This is a genomic window from Gammaproteobacteria bacterium, assembly GCA_016705365.1.
In the GTDB taxonomy this organism is placed as follows: Bacteria; Pseudomonadota; Gammaproteobacteria; order Pseudomonadales; family UBA5518; genus UBA5518.
In genome coordinates this window covers 464,698-480,392 of record JADIYI010000008.1, presented here as the reverse complement: position 1 = coordinate 480,392, position 15,695 = coordinate 464,698, and the positions used below count along the sequence as shown (strand labels likewise).

The window sequence follows — 15,695 nt, the reverse complement described above, 5'->3', positions numbered from 1 at the left end:
CGTCAACCCCCGCCGGCGCGCTCCTCCAGTTCGCTCCAGCGCTCGAATGCGGCCTCCAGCAGGGCGGTGATCCCCGCGGCGCGCAGCGATGCGCTCTGCAGTTGCTCGACCGTGGCGCCTTGCATCCCGGAAAGCAATTGCTGTTGCTCCTGTTCCAGTGCGTGAATCGTTGCGGGAAGCGCATCGAGTTCGCGTTGTTCCTTGAAGCCGAGCTTTTTCTGTGTTTTGCGCTCGCGTGCTGCTGCCGGTTCCACCGGCTGGACTGCGCTGGCGGCGACAGCCGCTGGTGGGCGCTGCAGCAGCCAGTCGCTGTAGCCGCCGGCATATTCCTGCCAATGGCCCTCAGCCTCCGCGACCAGGGTCTGGGTCACGACATTGTCGAGAAACACCCGGTCGTGGCTGACCAGCAATAGCGTGCCGGCGTAGCCTTGCAGGGTGTCCTCGAGCAGTTCCAGCGACTCGATATCGAGGTCGTTGGTCGGTTCGTCGAGCACCAGCAGGTTGGCCGGGCGCGCAAACAGGCGCGCCAGCAGCAGGCGGTTGCGCTCGCCTCCCGACAGACTCCCGACTGGTGTACCGGCGCGTTGCGGCGGAAACAGGAAGTCGGCCAGGTAACTGATGATGTGCTTGCGCTCGGTACCGATCTCGATCCAGTCCGAACCGGGGCTGATGGTTTCGGCCAGCGTCTTGCTCGGGTCGAGCTGCTCACGCATCTGGTCGAAGTAGGCGACATCGAGTTTGGTGCCGAGCCTGACCGTGCCGGCATCAGGTTCGAGTTGCCCCAGCAGCAGCCGGATCAGGGTGCTCTTGCCGGCACCGTTGGGGCCGATCAGCCCGAGGCGATCGCCGCGCAGGATGGTCAGCGAGAGATCCTTGACCAGGGTGCGCCCGCCGAAACCCATGCTGACGTGTTCCAGTTCCGCAACCAGCTTGCCGCTGCGGGCGCCGCTGTCGACCTGCAGGCGCACGTTGCCAAGCCTCTCGCGGCGTTCGGCGCGCTCGGCACGCAGGCGCTCGAGACGGCGTACCCGCCCTTCATCGCGGGTACGCCGGGCCTTGATGCCCTGACGAATCCAAACCTCCTCCTCGGCCCAGAACTTGTCGAATTTGCGTGCCGCCACCGCTTCCGAGGCCAGTTGCTCGGCCTTGCGTGTCTGGTAGGCGGAGAAATTCCCCGGGTAGGAGCGCAGCCAGCCGCGATCGAGCTCGACGATGCGGGTCGCAAACCGGTCCAGGAAGGCGCGGTCGTGGGTGATCACGATCGCGGCCGATACCCGGCCGAGCAAATCCTCGAGCAGCGAGATGCCGGCGATATCGAGGTGGTTGGTGGGCTCGTCGAGCAGCAGCAGATCGGGTTCCTGGGCGAGCGCCAGCGCCAGTGCGGCGCGCTTGCGCTCGCCGCCCGAGGCCCGCGCGGGGTTGGCGTCCTCGTTCACATCGAAGCGATGCGCGTATTCGCTGAGCCGTGCCTCGAGGCGCCAGCGTTCCTTGTCGTCATGGATATCATCGAAGCGCCCGCGTAGCACCAGGCTCTGGCGCAGGGTTGCGGCCACGGGCAGCTCGGGCTCCTGCTCGACCAGCACCACGCGTACTCCATCCATGCAGCGCAATGCCCCGTCGTCGAGCTTTGCGAGCCCCGCGATGATACGCAGCAGCGAGGATTTGCCGGTGCCGTTGCGCCCGATCAGACCGATACGCTCGCCACGTGTCACGGTGAGACTGGCGCGATCGAGCAGCGGGTGCAGGCCGTAGGCGAGTTCCGCGTTGTCGAGGGAAAGTAATGTGCTCACGGAAACTCAATCTGGCTGAAGGGCCGCTGGATGTGCCGGCCCGTACGGGGTGTTCATGGTCCAATGCGCAACGCCGCGCCGTCGATCGCGCCAGCGGAGCGCGGCAGCTCAGGGAGCGAGCGAATAGCCGCGTGCGCCCATGCACGACGAGTAGGCCTGCTGCGAAGCGGAATCGGCAGAGGCGCTCGATTGCTGCTGGGTCTGCTGCTCCTGGGTCTGTTGCTGCTGACGCCGCGACTGGCGCTGCTTGGCACCACCGACCACGGCACCCGCAACCGCCGCGTCCTTGGCCTGGTTCTGACGGTACTCCTGCTGCACATCGCTATCGATCTTGTCGTAGTTTTCGTAGCGATTCCCGCGCACCTGGGCCGCTGCCGCTCCGGCAGCCGCACCTGCGGCAGCGCCACGCGCACGGCCACCGGAGGGCGCAGTGCTGGTCGTCGGCGCAGCAGGAGTGGCCGCCAGCGCCTGGTCATACGTGGTCTTTGCCTCTGCCTGGCACTGCGTCACGTCGATCTGGATCTGTTCCGGGCTTTGCCCCTTGTTGGGGATCACCGTCTCGGCATGCGCAAGGGCGCCGCCCAGGGTGGCGATCAGGGAGCAGGTACCGATCAATGTCTGATAACGCATGACGCTGTTCCTCATGTTCAGGGGGGTGTCCGGGCGCGCAGCAGCCGCGTGAAACGCGAGCATACACCGTCGCGGACAGGCGCAGTGCGGAGTCAACACTTTTGCCACAGATATCATCAGGCGCGGGCGTGATGGCGTGCCACACGGCAGATCACCGCGGCAAGCGTGCGCTGCGGCCGGAGCGCTTCAGGCTGCGCGGTTCCCGGGCTCGAACCAGCGGTTGGTCCGGTTCACTATCGCGACCAGCGACAGCATCACCGGCACTTCGACCAGCACCCCGACCACCGTTGCCAGTGCGGCGCCCGAATTCAGCCCGAACAACGATATCGCAACGGCTACCGCCAGTTCGAAGAAATTGGAGGTCCCGATCAGGCAGGCCGGCCCGGCGATATCGTGCGCCAAGCGCAGCACTTTCGCGGCGCCATAGGTGATGATGAAAATCCCGTAGGTCTGGATCAACAGCGGTATCGCGATGAGCAGGATCGTTTGCGGCTGCGCGATGATCTTGCCGGCCTGAAATCCGAACAGCAGTACCACGGTCGCCAGCAGGCCGATCACTGACCAGGGCTTGAGGATCTTGACGAACGTCTCGACGCGCTGCTCATCGCCACCGACCTCCAGCCGATGACGGGTAATCGTTCCCGCCACCAGAGGTAGCAGCACATACAAAACGACCGCTAGCAGCAGCGTTTCCCAAGGTACCGCGATATCGCTCACGCCAAGCAGCATGGCGGCGATCGGTGCGAATGCAAAGATCATGATGATATCGTTTACCGATACCTGCACCAGGGTGTAGTTGGGGTCGCCGCGCACCAGTTGACTCCACACGAACACCATCGCCGTGCACGGGGCGACACCGAGCAGGATCATGCCGGCGATATATTCGCTGGCTGACCGGGGATCGACCCAGCCGGCAAAGATCACCTTGAAGAAAAGCCAGCCCAACGCAGCCATCGTGAACGGCTTGATGAGCCAGTTGACAACCAGCGTAAGCATCAGGCCCCTGGGCTTTTTGCCCACGTTCTTGAGGGCGGAAAAGTCGATCTGCACCATCATCGGGTAGATCATGATCCAGATGAGCACTGCCACCACCAGGTTGACGTGAGCATATTCCAGCGCGGCAATCTGCTGAAAAGCATCGGGCAGGAGATTGCCGAACAGCACGCCCGCCAGGATGCAAAGACCCACCCAGAGGCTCAGGTAGCGCTCGAAAATTCCCATCAGCCTTGCCCTCCGGCATCACCGAGCAGACAGGTCAACTGCTCTGCATCCATGGTCTCGAACGGTTGCTCCAGCAAGCGTGCAATCCGCTGTTCGATGGTTGCGATAACCCTGGCGAAGCATTCCGCCCGGTCCTGATCAGACCCGGCCTGCCGCGAGGGATCGGGCAAGCCCCAGTGAACCTTCAGCGCGGTGCCCAGCCAGACGGGACACGGCTCCTGCGCGGCCTGGTCGCAGACCGTGACGACTGCCTGCGGCCCGAATGAACCGAGCGCATCGATGCTCTTGCAGTGCAGGCCGTCGGTGCGATAGCCACGATCGCGCAGATACGCAAGGGTCAGGGGATGGACCTGGGTTGCGGGATTGCTGCCGGCGCTGGCTACCTGGATGCGACCACGACCGAGCTGACGGGCGATCGCCTCGCTCAGGATGCTGCGGCACGCGTTATGGGTGCAAATGAACAGGATCTTCATCCGGGCGTTCGCGAGTTTGTTCCTTGCATGTTTCTCCGGCTCGGATAACATCTGATATATTCCATGAGCAGTATATGCCAATAAATGCATATAGAAAAGACAAGATTGTTTGCGACGCTGAGCAATGCCGTCCGTCTGCGTTGCCTGTATCTGCTTGCAAGCAATGGAGAGGTCTGCGTATGCGAGGTGGTGGAGGCGCTGGGTATCACCCAGCCTGCCGCATCGAAAGCCCTGACCGGGCTGAAGTCCGCGGGACTGGTGCGAGATAGACGGGAGGCGAACTGGATCTACTATCGCCTCGAAAGCGAGCTGCCCGACTGGATCGGGACCATCGTGCGTGCCACGGTGGCCGAGTTGAACAATTGCGCAACCTGTGTTGCGGATCAACAACGCTTCAAGCGTCTGGTTGCAAGACCGCGAGCACTCGCCTGCCCCTGATCACCTTTTGACAAGCAGCTTGCAACCGCTTTGGTTCAATCCACCTGAATGGTGATGCGCTGCGAGACCACCGGCGGCTGGTGCGGGACATGCGCCTGGTCGGCCAGTAGAAGCTGCAGCGTATGCACGCCGGGGGAGAGCTCCAGCGTGGTTTCGGTCTGCCCTCCTCCAAAGTGGCGATGCTGCTCGTCCGCCGGGACGGGCTGGCCGGGCGCGGGCAGCTCCGCCACATCGATCAGCAGATGATGATGCCCGGTATTGGCCTGGGTTACCCCCGCCGGAGCGACGCCCATGCCGCGCAGGCCAAAGCGCACGGTCACCGGATTGTGAACGGTTTCCCCGTCGCGCGGGGATATGAAATAAACCTCGGCACCCGGTGCCGATGGCGTCTCGGCAGTTGCACCAAGTGCGATCAGCAGGACCAGGGTGCCAAATATTCTGCGCTTCATGACGTTCTCCAGGTACGGAATCGGGGGCGGCGTAGCTCGGCGGGCTCCCGGATTTTGTGCTAATTCCCGTTGCCGGTGTGGCGGCGGACGAATCGCCCGCGCCTGGCGACCAAGTATACGCTGATCAATCCGTCGGGCGGCGCCCGACGGTCCTTGGCGAACCCGCCGTGGTTGTTTGTTGCTAGAATCCGCCCGATGTACGCCGAAAACATTCTCGACTCCCTGAATCCCGCGCAGCGTGAAGCCGTGACCGCACCCGACACCAACCTGCTGGTATTGGCGGGCGCGGGCAGCGGCAAGACCCGCGTGCTGGTACACCGTATCGCCTGGCTGATCTATCAGGAGGGCATTTCCGCGCACGGCATCATGGCCGTCACCTTCACCAACAAGGCGGCGCGCGAAATGCGCGGGCGCATCGAGGAAATGGTTGGTGTGTCGACCCGCGGCATGTGGGTGGGCACCTTTCACGGGCTCGCACATCGCTTCCTGAAGGCGCACTGGGAGAGTGCGGGTCTGCCACAGAATTTCCAGATCCTCGATTCCGACGACCAGCTGCGGGTGATCAAGCGCGTGTACCGCGAGATGCGCCTCGACGAGGACCGCTGGCCGCCAAGACAGGCGCAGTGGTGGATCAATTCGCAAAAGGACGAAGGGCGCCGCGCCGCGCATATCGAGGACTTCGACGACAGCTTCGTCACCACGATGCTGAGCGTCTACCGGCTCTACGAAGCGGCCTGCGAGCGCGGCGGGCTGGTGGACTTCGCCGAGCTGCTGTTGCGCTCCCACGAACTGTGGCTGAAGGACTCCGCGTTGCTGGCGCATTACCAGCAACGCTTCGAGCATCTGCTGGTCGATGAATTCCAGGATACCAACACCATCCAGTATGCCTGGCTGAGGGTGCTTGCCGGCAACAGCGCCCGAGTGACCGCGGTCGGCGACGATGACCAGTCCATCTACGGCTGGCGTGGGGCGAAGATCGAGAATATCCACCAGTTCCAGCGTGATTTCAGCGCTGCCCGGGTAGTGCGCCTGGAACAGAACTACCGCTCGACGTCCACCATCCTGAATGCGGCCAATGCATTGATCGCGAACAACGCCGGTCGCCTCGGCAAGGAGCTGTGGACCAGTGGCGAGGATGGTGAACCGATCACGCTCTATGCCGCGTTCAACGAACAAGATGAGGCGCGCTTCATCGTGGACCATGTCGAGCGCTGGATCGGCGCCGGGCACCCGCGGGCCGATGCCGCGATCCTGTACCGCTCCAATGCGCAATCGCGGGTGCTGGAGGAATCACTGTTGCGCGCCAACGTGCCCTATCGCGTGTACGGCGGGCAACGGTTCTACGAGCGGCTCGAGATCAAGAATGCCCTCGCCTACCTGCGCCTGCTCACCAATCGTGACGACGACGCGGCCTTCGAGCGGGTCGTCAACACGCCGCCGCGCGGGATCGGCGCCGCCACCATCGAACTGGTGCGCGAGCATGCGCGCGCACACTCGATCTCGTTGTGGACCGCGGCGCAGCAGCTCGCCGATACGCTTGCCGCGCGGGCCCGCAACGCCCTGCACACGTTTTTCGACCTGTTGAACCAGCTGCAACGCGACAGCGAAGCATTGGAACTCGCCGACCTGGTCGATCAGATGCTCACCCGGAGTGGCTTGCTGGAATTCCACCGCAACGAGAAAGGCGAGCGCGGTGAAACCCGCGCCGAAAACCTTGATGAACTGATCAGCGCCTGTCGCCAGTTCGTGCCCGAGGATCCCGAACAGCCGGTATTGCAGCAGTTTCTTGACCGCGCGTCGCTCGATGCCGGTGACGGACAGGCCGAGGAATTCGAGGACTGCGTCCAGTTGATGACGCTGCACTCGGCCAAGGGGCTGGAATTTCCCCTGGTGTTCCTGGCCGGCATGGAGGAAAACCTGTTTCCGCACGCGATGTCGCTGGAGGAGCCGGGGCGGCTCGAGGAGGAACGGCGCCTGTGCTACGTCGGAATCACCCGCGCCATGCGGGTCCTGTATCTGAGTTATGCCGAAACGCGGCGCATGCACGGCAAGGAGAGCTATAACACGCTGTCACGCTTCGTGCGCGAGATCCCCGCGCAGCTGATCCGCGAGGTGCGTCCGCGGGCGATGATCACGCGACCGGTGACGCTTGCCGGCAAACCGCGAATGGGTGAACCGTCACCCTCGGGATTTCGTCTTGGCCAGCGGGTCGGGCACCCGAAATTCGGTGAGGGCGTTATCATCGATTTCGAAGGACAGGGCTCGCACGCGCGCATCAACGTCAATTTCGCGCGCGAGGGTGCCAAGTGGCTGGTTCTGTCGTATGCGAATCTGCAGGCGATCTGAAAAATAACGGGGATGCCGGTGCCGCGCCGGTGTCCCGATGTTGAATTCCGGGCGAGGGAAGCCATGATGCTGCGTATGAAGACCGGTGCAATGCTCATTGCCGTGCTGGGCTTGCTGCTCACGGGCTGCGGTGATGCGGCCAAGACCGCCGGCACCGCCGTGCAAAACGAACCCGCCACGGTTTTCAAGTGGAAGCTGGTCACGACCTGGCCGAAGAACTACCCGGGTCTCGGTCTCGGGCCGGAAAACTTCGCCAAACTGGTGGAGCGCATGAGCAACGGCCGCATGCAGGTGAAAGTTTACGGTGGCAACGAACTGGTGCCGCCTTTCGAGGTGTTCGATGCGGTGTCGCGGGGCACGGCCGAAATGGGTCACGGGGGCGCTTATTACTGGAAGGGCAAATCGCCGGCCACGACCTTCTTTTCCACTCTTCCGTTCGGGATGACCGCACAGGAAACCAATGCCTGGCTGCATTACGGCGGGGGCATGGAATTGTGGCGTGAGCTGTACGCACGGTTCAACCTGGTGCCGCTTGCCGGGGGCAATACCGGGGTGCAGATGGCGGGCTGGTTCAACAAAGAGATAAAAACCCCCGATGATCTGAAGGGTCTCAAGATGCGCATACCAGGCCTGGGTGGCGAGGTGATGACGCGCCTCGGTGCCACCGCGGTCAGCCTGCCCGGGAGCGAGATCTATACCTCGATGCAGACCGGCGTGATCGATGCCACCGAGTGGGTGGGACCCTACAACGATATGGCGCTCGGGCTGCACGAAGTCGCCAAATATTATTACTACCCTGGCTGGCACGAACCGGGGCCGAACCTCGAATTCATCATCAACAAGCAGGCCTTCGACAGTCTGCCCGATGATCTGCAGGCGATCGTGGAATCGGCCGCCCGCACCATCAATGGCGATATGCTCGACGAGTACACCGCGCGCAACAACCGTGCCTTGCAGGATCTGGTCAACAACCATGGCGTGCAGCTGCGTGCGCTGCCCGACGAGGTGCTGCGAGCAATGTACCGCGCAACACTCGATGTTTTGCGTGACACCGCTGCCAGCGACGATATCACCCGGCGCAGCTATGAAAGCTACTGGAATTTCCGCAATGACGTGATGGCCTATCACCGCATCTCGGAGCAGGCCTATCTCAATGCCCGCACGATGGTGGAAGAGCCCGCCGGCGAATAAAAAGATGCCAATGCGCATCACTCATGCGGTAGTGCTGGTCCTGTGCCTGTGCCTGGTGAGTGCCTGTGGCGAAGTGTGGAACGATCCTTACCCGGATGTCGAGAAACAGCAGGGGATCATCTACGAATTCTTCAACTCGCGGCCCAAGCACCTCGACCCCGTGCAGTCCTACGTCGAGGACGAGGCGTGGTTCGTCTATTCGACCTATGAACCGTTATATGATTATCACTATCTCAAGCGCCCCTACGTTCTGCAGCCGAAAACCGCTGATGCGATGCCACTCATCAGTTACCGCGACGCCGCGGGCAGGGAATTGCCGGCGGATGCCGCGCCCGCTTCGATCGCGGAGACGATCTACGAGATCCACCTGAAGCCGGGAATCCTCTACCAACCCCATCCCGCGTTTGCGCTGGACGCCGCGGGTCGACCGCTCTATCTCGGCCTCGATGACGAAGCCATTGGCGCCCGTACCGAGATCAGTGATTTCGAGCACACCGGCACCCGCGAGCTGGTCGCGGCCGATTACGCCTACCAGATCAAGCGCCTGGTGCGCCCGGGGCTGGAATCGCCGGGTATTGCGATATTCGAGCAGATCGTCGGGCTCAAGGATCTTTCGCAGCGGCTGGAGGCAGCGCTGCAGGCCGGGCGGATCGATGTGAATGGCTGGATAGATATGCGCGACTTCGCCCTCGAGGGAGTGGAAACGCCGGATGCCCACACCCTGCGTATCCACATTCGCGGCAAGTACCCGCAATTCGTGTACTGGCTGGCGACCTCGTTCGTGGTGCCGGTGCCGTGGGAGGTGGAGCGTTTCTATGCCCAGCCGGGCATGGCAAAACGCGAGTTCACGCTCGATATGTGGCCGGTTGGCACCGGTCCGTTCATGCTGACGCGCAACCTTCCGCTGCGCGAACTGCGCCTGGAGCGCAATCCGAACTTCCGACTCGAAACCTATCCCTGCGAGGGCGAAGCGGGTGACGCCGAGAGCGGCCTGCTCGATGATTGCGGCAAGCCGCTGCCGCTGGCGGACGGCTTCCGCTTTTCCTACGAGCGCGAGGCGCCACCGTTCTGGAACAAATTCCTCCAGGGCTACTACGATTTCTATTCCTCGGCCCGCTTTGCCGGCTTTGCCAGCTTCGATACCGCATTGCAGGTACAGGGCGATGGTCTGTCGCTGTCAAGGCAGATGCTCGAACAGGGCATTACGCTGCGTACCGAAATCGAACCCAGCGTGGAATATTTTTTTGTGAACATGCTGGACCCGGTGCTCGGCAACGGTGCGGATACGCCCGAAAAGCGTGAGCGCGCACGCAAACTGCGTCATGCGATCGCGATCGCGATCAATATCGAGGAGTACCTGGCAATCATCAAGAACGGGCTTGGAATGGCGATGCAGGGGCCGTTGCCGCCGGGGATTGCCGGGTATCGGGAAGGCGAGGCCGGCATCAACCCGTACAGCTACACCTGGGAAAAGGGGCAAGCCGCGCGCCGCGGTATCGACGCGGCGCGCGCGCTGCTTGCCGAAGCGGGTTACCCGAATGGACGCGATGCCAAAACCGGCGAACCGCTGCTGATCTATTTTGATGGCTATGACAGCTTCGATCGCACCCGGCTCGAGTTGCTGGTCAAGCAGCTCAAGCGCATCGACATACAGCTCGTGCCGCGCCTGTCGGAGTGGAACCGTTTCCAGGAGAAACACCGCAAGGGCAATGCCCAGCTCTCGTTCTGGGGCTGGAATGCCGACTATCCGGACCCGGAAACCTTCCTGTTCCAGTACTACAGCAAGAACGGCAAGGTGAAGTACCAGGGCGAGAACGTGACGAACTATGACCGCCCCGAGTTCGACCGCCTGTTCGAGGAGTTCCGCGGCATGGATCTCGACGCGGACCGCCAGCAGCGGATCGATGCCATGGTGGCGCTGCTGCGGCACGACGCGCCGGTGTTGGCGGGATGGCACAACGAGGCCTTTCTGCTCTCGCATGCCTGGTTTGCCAACGCCAAGCCCGGCAAGATCATCCACAGCAACCGCCAGTACTACAGCATCGACGTTGCGCGCCGCGCAGCCCTGCGCGCGCAGTGGAATCGCCCGGTCTTGTGGCCGCTGGGGCTGACGGCGCTGCTGATGGTGATGCTGGTTGTGCTGGCGCTGCGTCATTACCGGCATCATGAATCGCGCACCGCGCGCGAGGAGACGGTCGCATGATCGCCTATCTGCTGCGCCGCCTGCTGTTTGCGATCCCCACCCTGATCGGCGTCAACCTGCTGCTGTTCACGCTGTTCTTCGTGATCAGCAGCCCGGATGACATGGCGCGGGCGCAACTCGGGGCCAAGCGCGTCACGACCGAGGCGATCGAGCGCTGGAAGGCCGATCGAGGCTATGACAAGCCCCTGTTCTGGAATGGCGCTGCGAGCGGCACGATGCGTCTCACCGACACCATTTTCGTGCAGAAATCGGCGCGCATGTTCCTGCTCGATTTCGGCAAGTCCGACGTCGGCCGCGATATCAACCACGAGTTGCGCACGCGCATGTGGCCATCGCTCGCGATCGCGTTGCCGGTGTTCCTGATCGGCCTGTTTCTGGCGGTGTCGCTGGCCCTGATGCTGGCCTTCTTCCGCGCCACCTGGATCGATATGAGCGGCGTGGTGATCTGCGTGATGCTGATGTCGATTTCCAGCCTGTTCTACATCATCGCCGGGCAATACGTCGTGGCGCGGGTGTGGAACATGGTGCCGATCTCGGGTTTTGGTGACGGCATCGATGCGGCCCGCTTTCTCGTGCTGCCGGTGGCGGTGGGCGTGATCGCCGGACTCGGCGGCAATGTGCGCTGGTACCGCGCCATATTTCTCGAGGAGATCGGCAAGGATTATGTGCGCACCGCGCGTGCCAAGGGCGTGTCGGAACTCGCGGTGCTGTTCCGCCACGTGCTGAAAAACGCCATGATCCCCATCCTTACCGGCACCGTGGTGGTGATCCCCTCCCTGTTTCTCGGCAGCCTGATCACCGAATCGTTTTTCGGCATCCCGGGACTCGGTACCTTCACCATCGACGCGATCCTGATGCAGGATTTCGCGATCGTGCGCTCGATGGTGTTCATCGGCTCGATTCTTTACATCCTCGGACTGATCCTTACCGACCTCTCCTACACCCTGGTCGATCCCCGGGTGCGCCTGCAATGAACGGCTTCCAGATCGTGGTGTTGTGGTCCGATGCGCTGCTCGGCGTGCTGCTGCTTGCGCTCGGCGCGGGCATCGTCGCCGCCACCCGTCGCGAACATCTGCGCCGTGCCTGGAGTGCCGTGTTCGCGAGCCGCGTCGCGATGGCCTCGCTGGTGGTGCTGACGGCCTATGTGCTGGTCGCGGTGCTCGATTCGTTCCATTTCCGCCCGGCGCTGGAAACCGCCGACGCGCCAACGCCCGGTGCAACGCGCTATTCGGTCGAGGTGCTGTCGCTGCTCGATGTGGCGCTCGGCACCCTGCGCGCCGGACGCGAACAGAGTTACTCGGCACCGCTGGCCACCCACGGCTTCGAGAAGCGCATGCAGGTGCTGGCCGATGGCAGGCGCGAAAGGGTGCAGCCACGACTCCTGTTCGGCGGCGCGCACCTTGCCGACCCCGCGCAGGGGCGCGCCACCGATATTGCATTCCGTGTGCTGGGTGGTGTGTTCGGCGGCGTGCTGGCGTGGACGGTGTTGGTGTTGTTGATTGCGTGGCTGGCCGCGAGACCAGCCGGGGAAGGAACTCTTGCCACGCTGAAGGCGATGCTGCGCGGGCGCACCGCGGTTGCCTGGGACGCCCTTGCATGGAGCCTGCTGGGCGTGTTGACGGTGAGCGGTGCCCTGTATGCTGTTGCGGCTGGCTGGCACGTATTCGGCACCGATGCCACCGGCAACGATGTGCTTTACCAGAGTCTGAAGGCGATGCGCATCGCGCTCCTGATCGGCACCCTGGCGAGCTTCGTGGTGTTGCCGCTCGGTATCGGGCTCGGGCTCATCGCCGGTTATTTCGGCGGCTGGATCGATGATCTGATCCAGTACGTGTACACGGTGATCAGCTCGATCCCCTATGTGCTTCTGATTGCCGCCGCAGCGCTGATGATGCAACTCGTGATCGAGCAGAACAGCGTCATGTTCGATACCGCGGCAGCACGCGCCGATGCAAGGCTGGTGGCGCTGTGCGTGATCATCGGCGCGATCTCCTGGACCACGCTGTGCCGGCTGCTGCGTGCCGAAACACTGAAACTGCGCGAAACGGATTATGTGCAGGCCGCGCGCTGCTTCGGGGTCTCGAGTGTGCGCATCATGCTGCGTCATATCCTGCCGAACGCGTTTCATATCGTGCTGATCATGATGGTGCTGGAATTCTCCGGCCTGGTACTGGCGGAGGCGGTGTTGTCGTATGTCGGCGTCGGTGTCGACCCGACCACGATCAGTTTCGGCACGATGATCAACAAGGCTCGTGGTGAACTGGCCCGCGATCCGCTGATCTGGTGGTCGATCACCGCGGCCTTCGTGTTCATGGTCACCTTGGTATTGGCGGCAAATCTCTTTGCCGAAGCGGTGCGTGAGGCCTTCGATCCGCGCGCAGTGGTACCGAAGCGGCGCCGTGCACTGCCACCGGAGGCAACATGAGCGCGCCGTTGCTGGCGGTCGAGGGGTTGTCGCTGCAGATCGACAGCGAGAACGGTATCGTGCGCGCGCTGGACCAGGTCTCGTTCAGTGTCGCCGAGGGCGAAACCTATGCGCTGGTCGGCGAATCGGGCTGTGGCAAATCGATGACCGCGCTGTCGCTGATGCGCCTGCTGCCGCCGGGCGGGGCAATCACCCGCGGCAATGTGATCCTGGATGGACGCGATCTGTGCCGGATCAGCGAGGCCGACATGCGCCGCGTGCGCGGCGCCGGCATGGCGATGATCTTCCAGGAACCGGGCACCAGTCTCAATGCGGTGCTGACGGTGGGTCAGCAAATCGGCGAGGTGCTTGCGATCCATCGCGGGCTGCGCGGCAAGGCCGCGGCGCAGGAGGCGATCTCGCTGTTGCGCCAGGTCGGAATTCCCGATCCGCAACGCCGTCTCGGAGAATACCCGTTCCAGTTCTCCGGTGGCATGAAGCAGCGGGTGATGATCGCCATGGCGCTGGCCGGCGAGCCGCGGTTGCTGATCGCCGATGAACCGACCACCGCGCTCGATGTGACCATCCAGGCGCAGGTGCTCGAGGTAATGAGCAAACTGCAGCGCGAGCGCGGCATGGCAATGATCCTGATCACCCATGACCTCGGCGTGGTGGCTCGGGTGGCGCAACGCATCGGCGTGATGTACGCCGGGCATTTGATAGAGGAAGCGCCGCGCGAGCGGTTTTTCGCACATCCTGCGCACCCTTACTCGCGCAAGCTGTTTGCCGCGCTGCCGGAGGGGCACCGCGAACGCGGCATGCTGGCAACGATCCCGGGCAGCGTGCCTCCGTTGACCACGGTTTTCACCGGCTGCCGGTTTGCCGAACGCTGCGACAGCGCCTGGCAACGCTGCCATGGCGAACCGCCCGCCTGGCACGATGCAGGGCCGCAACAGCGCGTGCGCTGCCACCTGTTCGATCCCGATGAGACCATGCAGGCGGCTTCCGACAGCGAGCTCGCGGTCCACGCTGCGCGCGACACGTCGGTCGGGAGCAGTGGAAATCTGCTCGAGGTGCGCGATCTGAAGGTGCATTTTCCGATTACCAGCGGGGTGTTCCGGCGCGTGGTCGGGCAGGTGCGCGCAGTCGATGGGCTCGACCTGGAGATTGCCGCGGGGCGCACCCTGGCGCTGGTCGGAGAATCGGGTTGCGGCAAGACCACGGTGGGCAAGGCGATCCTGCGGCTGATAGAGCCGAGCGGCGGCGTGACTCGCCTCGACGGTGAAGATGTCGCGAGCTTCGCCGGCGCCAGGCTGCGCGCCATGCGTGCCAGCATGCAGATGGTTTTCCAGGATCCCTTCGGTTCGCTGAACCCGCGATTGCGGGTGCTCGAGATCATCGCCGAAGGATTGCAGGCGCTTGGCAGCGGCGGCAACGCGATCGAGCAACGCCGCCGGGTCTGCAAGATCATGGAGCAGGTCGGGTTGCGCACGGAACTGGTGGACCGCTATCCGCACGAATTTTCCGGCGGTCAGCGCCAGCGCATCGCGATAGCGCGGGCATTGGCGGTCGCACCACGCCTGATCGTCTGCGACGAGCCGACATCGGCGCTCGATGTATCGGTACAGGCGCAGATTCTCAACCTGTTGCAGGAGTTGCAGGCGCAACTGGGCATCGCCTACCTGTTCATCACCCACAATATCGCGGTGGTGGAGTATCTGGCGCACGAGGTGGCGGTGATGTACCTGGGGCGGATCGTCGAGCGCGGCAGCGTCGAGGAAGTATTGCGCGAACCGCGTCATCCCTACACGCGCGCATTGCTTGCGGCGGTTCCACGCGCATCGTTGGCGGAAGCGGAGCACATTGCCGAAGCCCCCGTCGCGGGTGATCTGCCCTCGCCCGCCAGTCCGCCGCCGGGTTGCCATTTTCATCCGCGCTGCCCGCTGGCGACGGAACTCTGTACGCGCGAGTATCCCGCGGTGCGCAGCCTCTCTGGCGGGCACACCGTGCGCTGTCACAACGCGTGATATCGGGCATCAGCCAACCCGGCGACGCAATACAGCTGCTGCCCGATCGAAGAGAGTCATCCGCTCGGGCAGGGTTCGCTGATCTTCAGCCGGGTTTGGGCACCGGGCGCGTGCGCCGGTTTTCATCGATCGCGACGAACACGAAAGTGCCCTCGGTGACCTTGCTCTGAAGAGTGACCGGCCCGGGTGCGGCATTGGCCACGGTGGACCAGACCTCGACCTGCACCTGGATGGAACTGCGGCCGATCGCGATGACTTCGGTGTGACAGCTGACTACCGAGCCCACCTTAACCGGGATCATGAAGCTCATCCGGTCTATCGCCACGGTCGCGACGCGACCGCGCGCCACTTTTGCGGCGGCGATGCCGCCCGCGAGATCCATCTGCGACAGCAGCCAGCCGCCGAAGATGTCGCCGTTGGCGTTGGTGTCCTTGGGCATCGCAATGGTCTGCAGCGCCAGCTCGCCGCTGGGGCCGGGGGTGTCGTCGAGTGATGTCATGGTGTTCTTGTTCTTCATGGTGGT

At 63.4% G+C, this 15,695-nt stretch carries 13 protein-coding genes; 7 read left to right on the top strand and 6 right to left on the bottom strand.

What is annotated here, in order from left to right; translation table 11 throughout:
* Positions 1-2: 2 nt before the first annotated feature.
* The 4 genes from IPF49_09725 to IPF49_09710 all read right to left on the bottom strand — a co-directional run bounded on the left by IPF49_09725 (position 3) and on the right by IPF49_09710 (position 4,114).
* On the bottom strand, positions 3-1,790 hold the full coding sequence (locus tag IPF49_09725; protein ID MBK6287891.1) for an ATP-binding cassette domain-containing protein: 1,788 nt from the start codon (positions 1,788-1,790) through the stop codon (positions 3-5).
* A 108-nt stretch (positions 1,791-1,898) separates the two neighbouring features.
* On the bottom strand, positions 1,899-2,420 hold the full coding sequence (locus tag IPF49_09720; protein ID MBK6287890.1) for a hypothetical protein: 522 nt from the start codon (positions 2,418-2,420) through the stop codon (positions 1,899-1,901).
* 186 nt (positions 2,421-2,606) lie between these two features.
* Positions 2,607-3,641: an ACR3 family arsenite efflux transporter gene (gene arsB, locus IPF49_09715; protein MBK6287889.1), complete on the bottom strand. Its 1,035-nt coding sequence runs from the start codon at positions 3,639-3,641 to the stop codon at positions 2,607-2,609.
* Positions 3,641-4,114: an arsenate reductase ArsC gene (locus tag IPF49_09710; GenBank protein ID MBK6287888.1), complete on the bottom strand. Its 474-nt coding sequence runs from the start codon at positions 4,112-4,114 to the stop codon at positions 3,641-3,643. The genes arsB and IPF49_09710 overlap by 1 nt, the downstream gene beginning before the upstream one ends.
* Before the next feature lie 84 nt (positions 4,115-4,198).
* On the opposite strand from IPF49_09710, the gene IPF49_09705 reads away from it, so the two are divergent.
* The gene (locus IPF49_09705) at positions 4,199-4,552 is read left to right on the top strand and encodes a metalloregulator ArsR/SmtB family transcription factor (GenBank protein ID MBK6287887.1); all 354 of its coding nucleotides are present in this window, start codon (positions 4,199-4,201) and stop codon (positions 4,550-4,552) included.
* Between the two features lie 35 nt (positions 4,553-4,587).
* Here IPF49_09705 and IPF49_09700 read toward each other — a convergent pair whose 3' ends face one another.
* On the bottom strand, positions 4,588-5,001 hold the full coding sequence (locus IPF49_09700; protein ID MBK6287886.1) for a DUF4399 domain-containing protein: 414 nt from the start codon (positions 4,999-5,001) through the stop codon (positions 4,588-4,590).
* A gap of 195 nt (positions 5,002-5,196) precedes the next feature.
* On the opposite strand from IPF49_09700, the gene uvrD reads away from it, so the two are divergent.
* The 6 genes from uvrD (at position 5,197) to IPF49_09670 (ending at position 15,172) form a co-directional block, all read left to right on the top strand.
* Complete coding sequence (gene uvrD, locus IPF49_09695; protein MBK6287885.1) at positions 5,197-7,347, top strand: DNA helicase II; 2,151 nt, start codon at positions 5,197-5,199, stop codon at positions 7,345-7,347.
* A gap of 75 nt (positions 7,348-7,422) precedes the next feature.
* Positions 7,423-8,538 (top strand): TRAP transporter substrate-binding protein, encoded by a 1,116-nt coding sequence (locus IPF49_09690; protein MBK6287884.1) that lies wholly within the window; start codon positions 7,423-7,425, stop codon positions 8,536-8,538.
* 10 nt (positions 8,539-8,548) lie between these two features.
* Entirely contained in the window at positions 8,549-10,741 is a 2,193-nt protein-coding gene (locus tag IPF49_09685) for an ABC transporter substrate-binding protein (protein MBK6287883.1), read from the top strand.
* Positions 10,738-11,715 (top strand): ABC transporter permease, encoded by a 978-nt coding sequence (locus IPF49_09680; protein ID MBK6287882.1) that lies wholly within the window; start codon positions 10,738-10,740, stop codon positions 11,713-11,715. Before IPF49_09685 ends, IPF49_09680 begins: the two co-directional genes overlap by 4 nt.
* The gene (locus IPF49_09675; GenBank protein ID MBK6287881.1) at positions 11,712-13,166 is read left to right on the top strand and encodes an ABC transporter permease; all 1,455 of its coding nucleotides are present in this window, start codon (positions 11,712-11,714) and stop codon (positions 13,164-13,166) included. The genes IPF49_09680 and IPF49_09675 overlap by 4 nt, the downstream gene beginning before the upstream one ends.
* Complete coding sequence (locus tag IPF49_09670; GenBank protein ID MBK6287880.1) at positions 13,163-15,172, top strand: ABC transporter ATP-binding protein; 2,010 nt, start codon at positions 13,163-13,165, stop codon at positions 15,170-15,172. The genes IPF49_09675 and IPF49_09670 overlap by 4 nt, the downstream gene beginning before the upstream one ends.
* 85 nt (positions 15,173-15,257) lie before the next feature.
* Here the strand turns inward: IPF49_09670 and IPF49_09665 are convergent, their stop codons facing one another.
* Positions 15,258-15,671 carry an acyl-CoA thioesterase gene (locus tag IPF49_09665; protein ID MBK6287879.1) on the bottom strand — a complete coding sequence of 138 codons (414 nt, stop codon included), beginning with the start codon at positions 15,669-15,671 and terminating at the stop codon, positions 15,258-15,260.
* Positions 15,672-15,695: the final 24 nt, after the last annotated feature.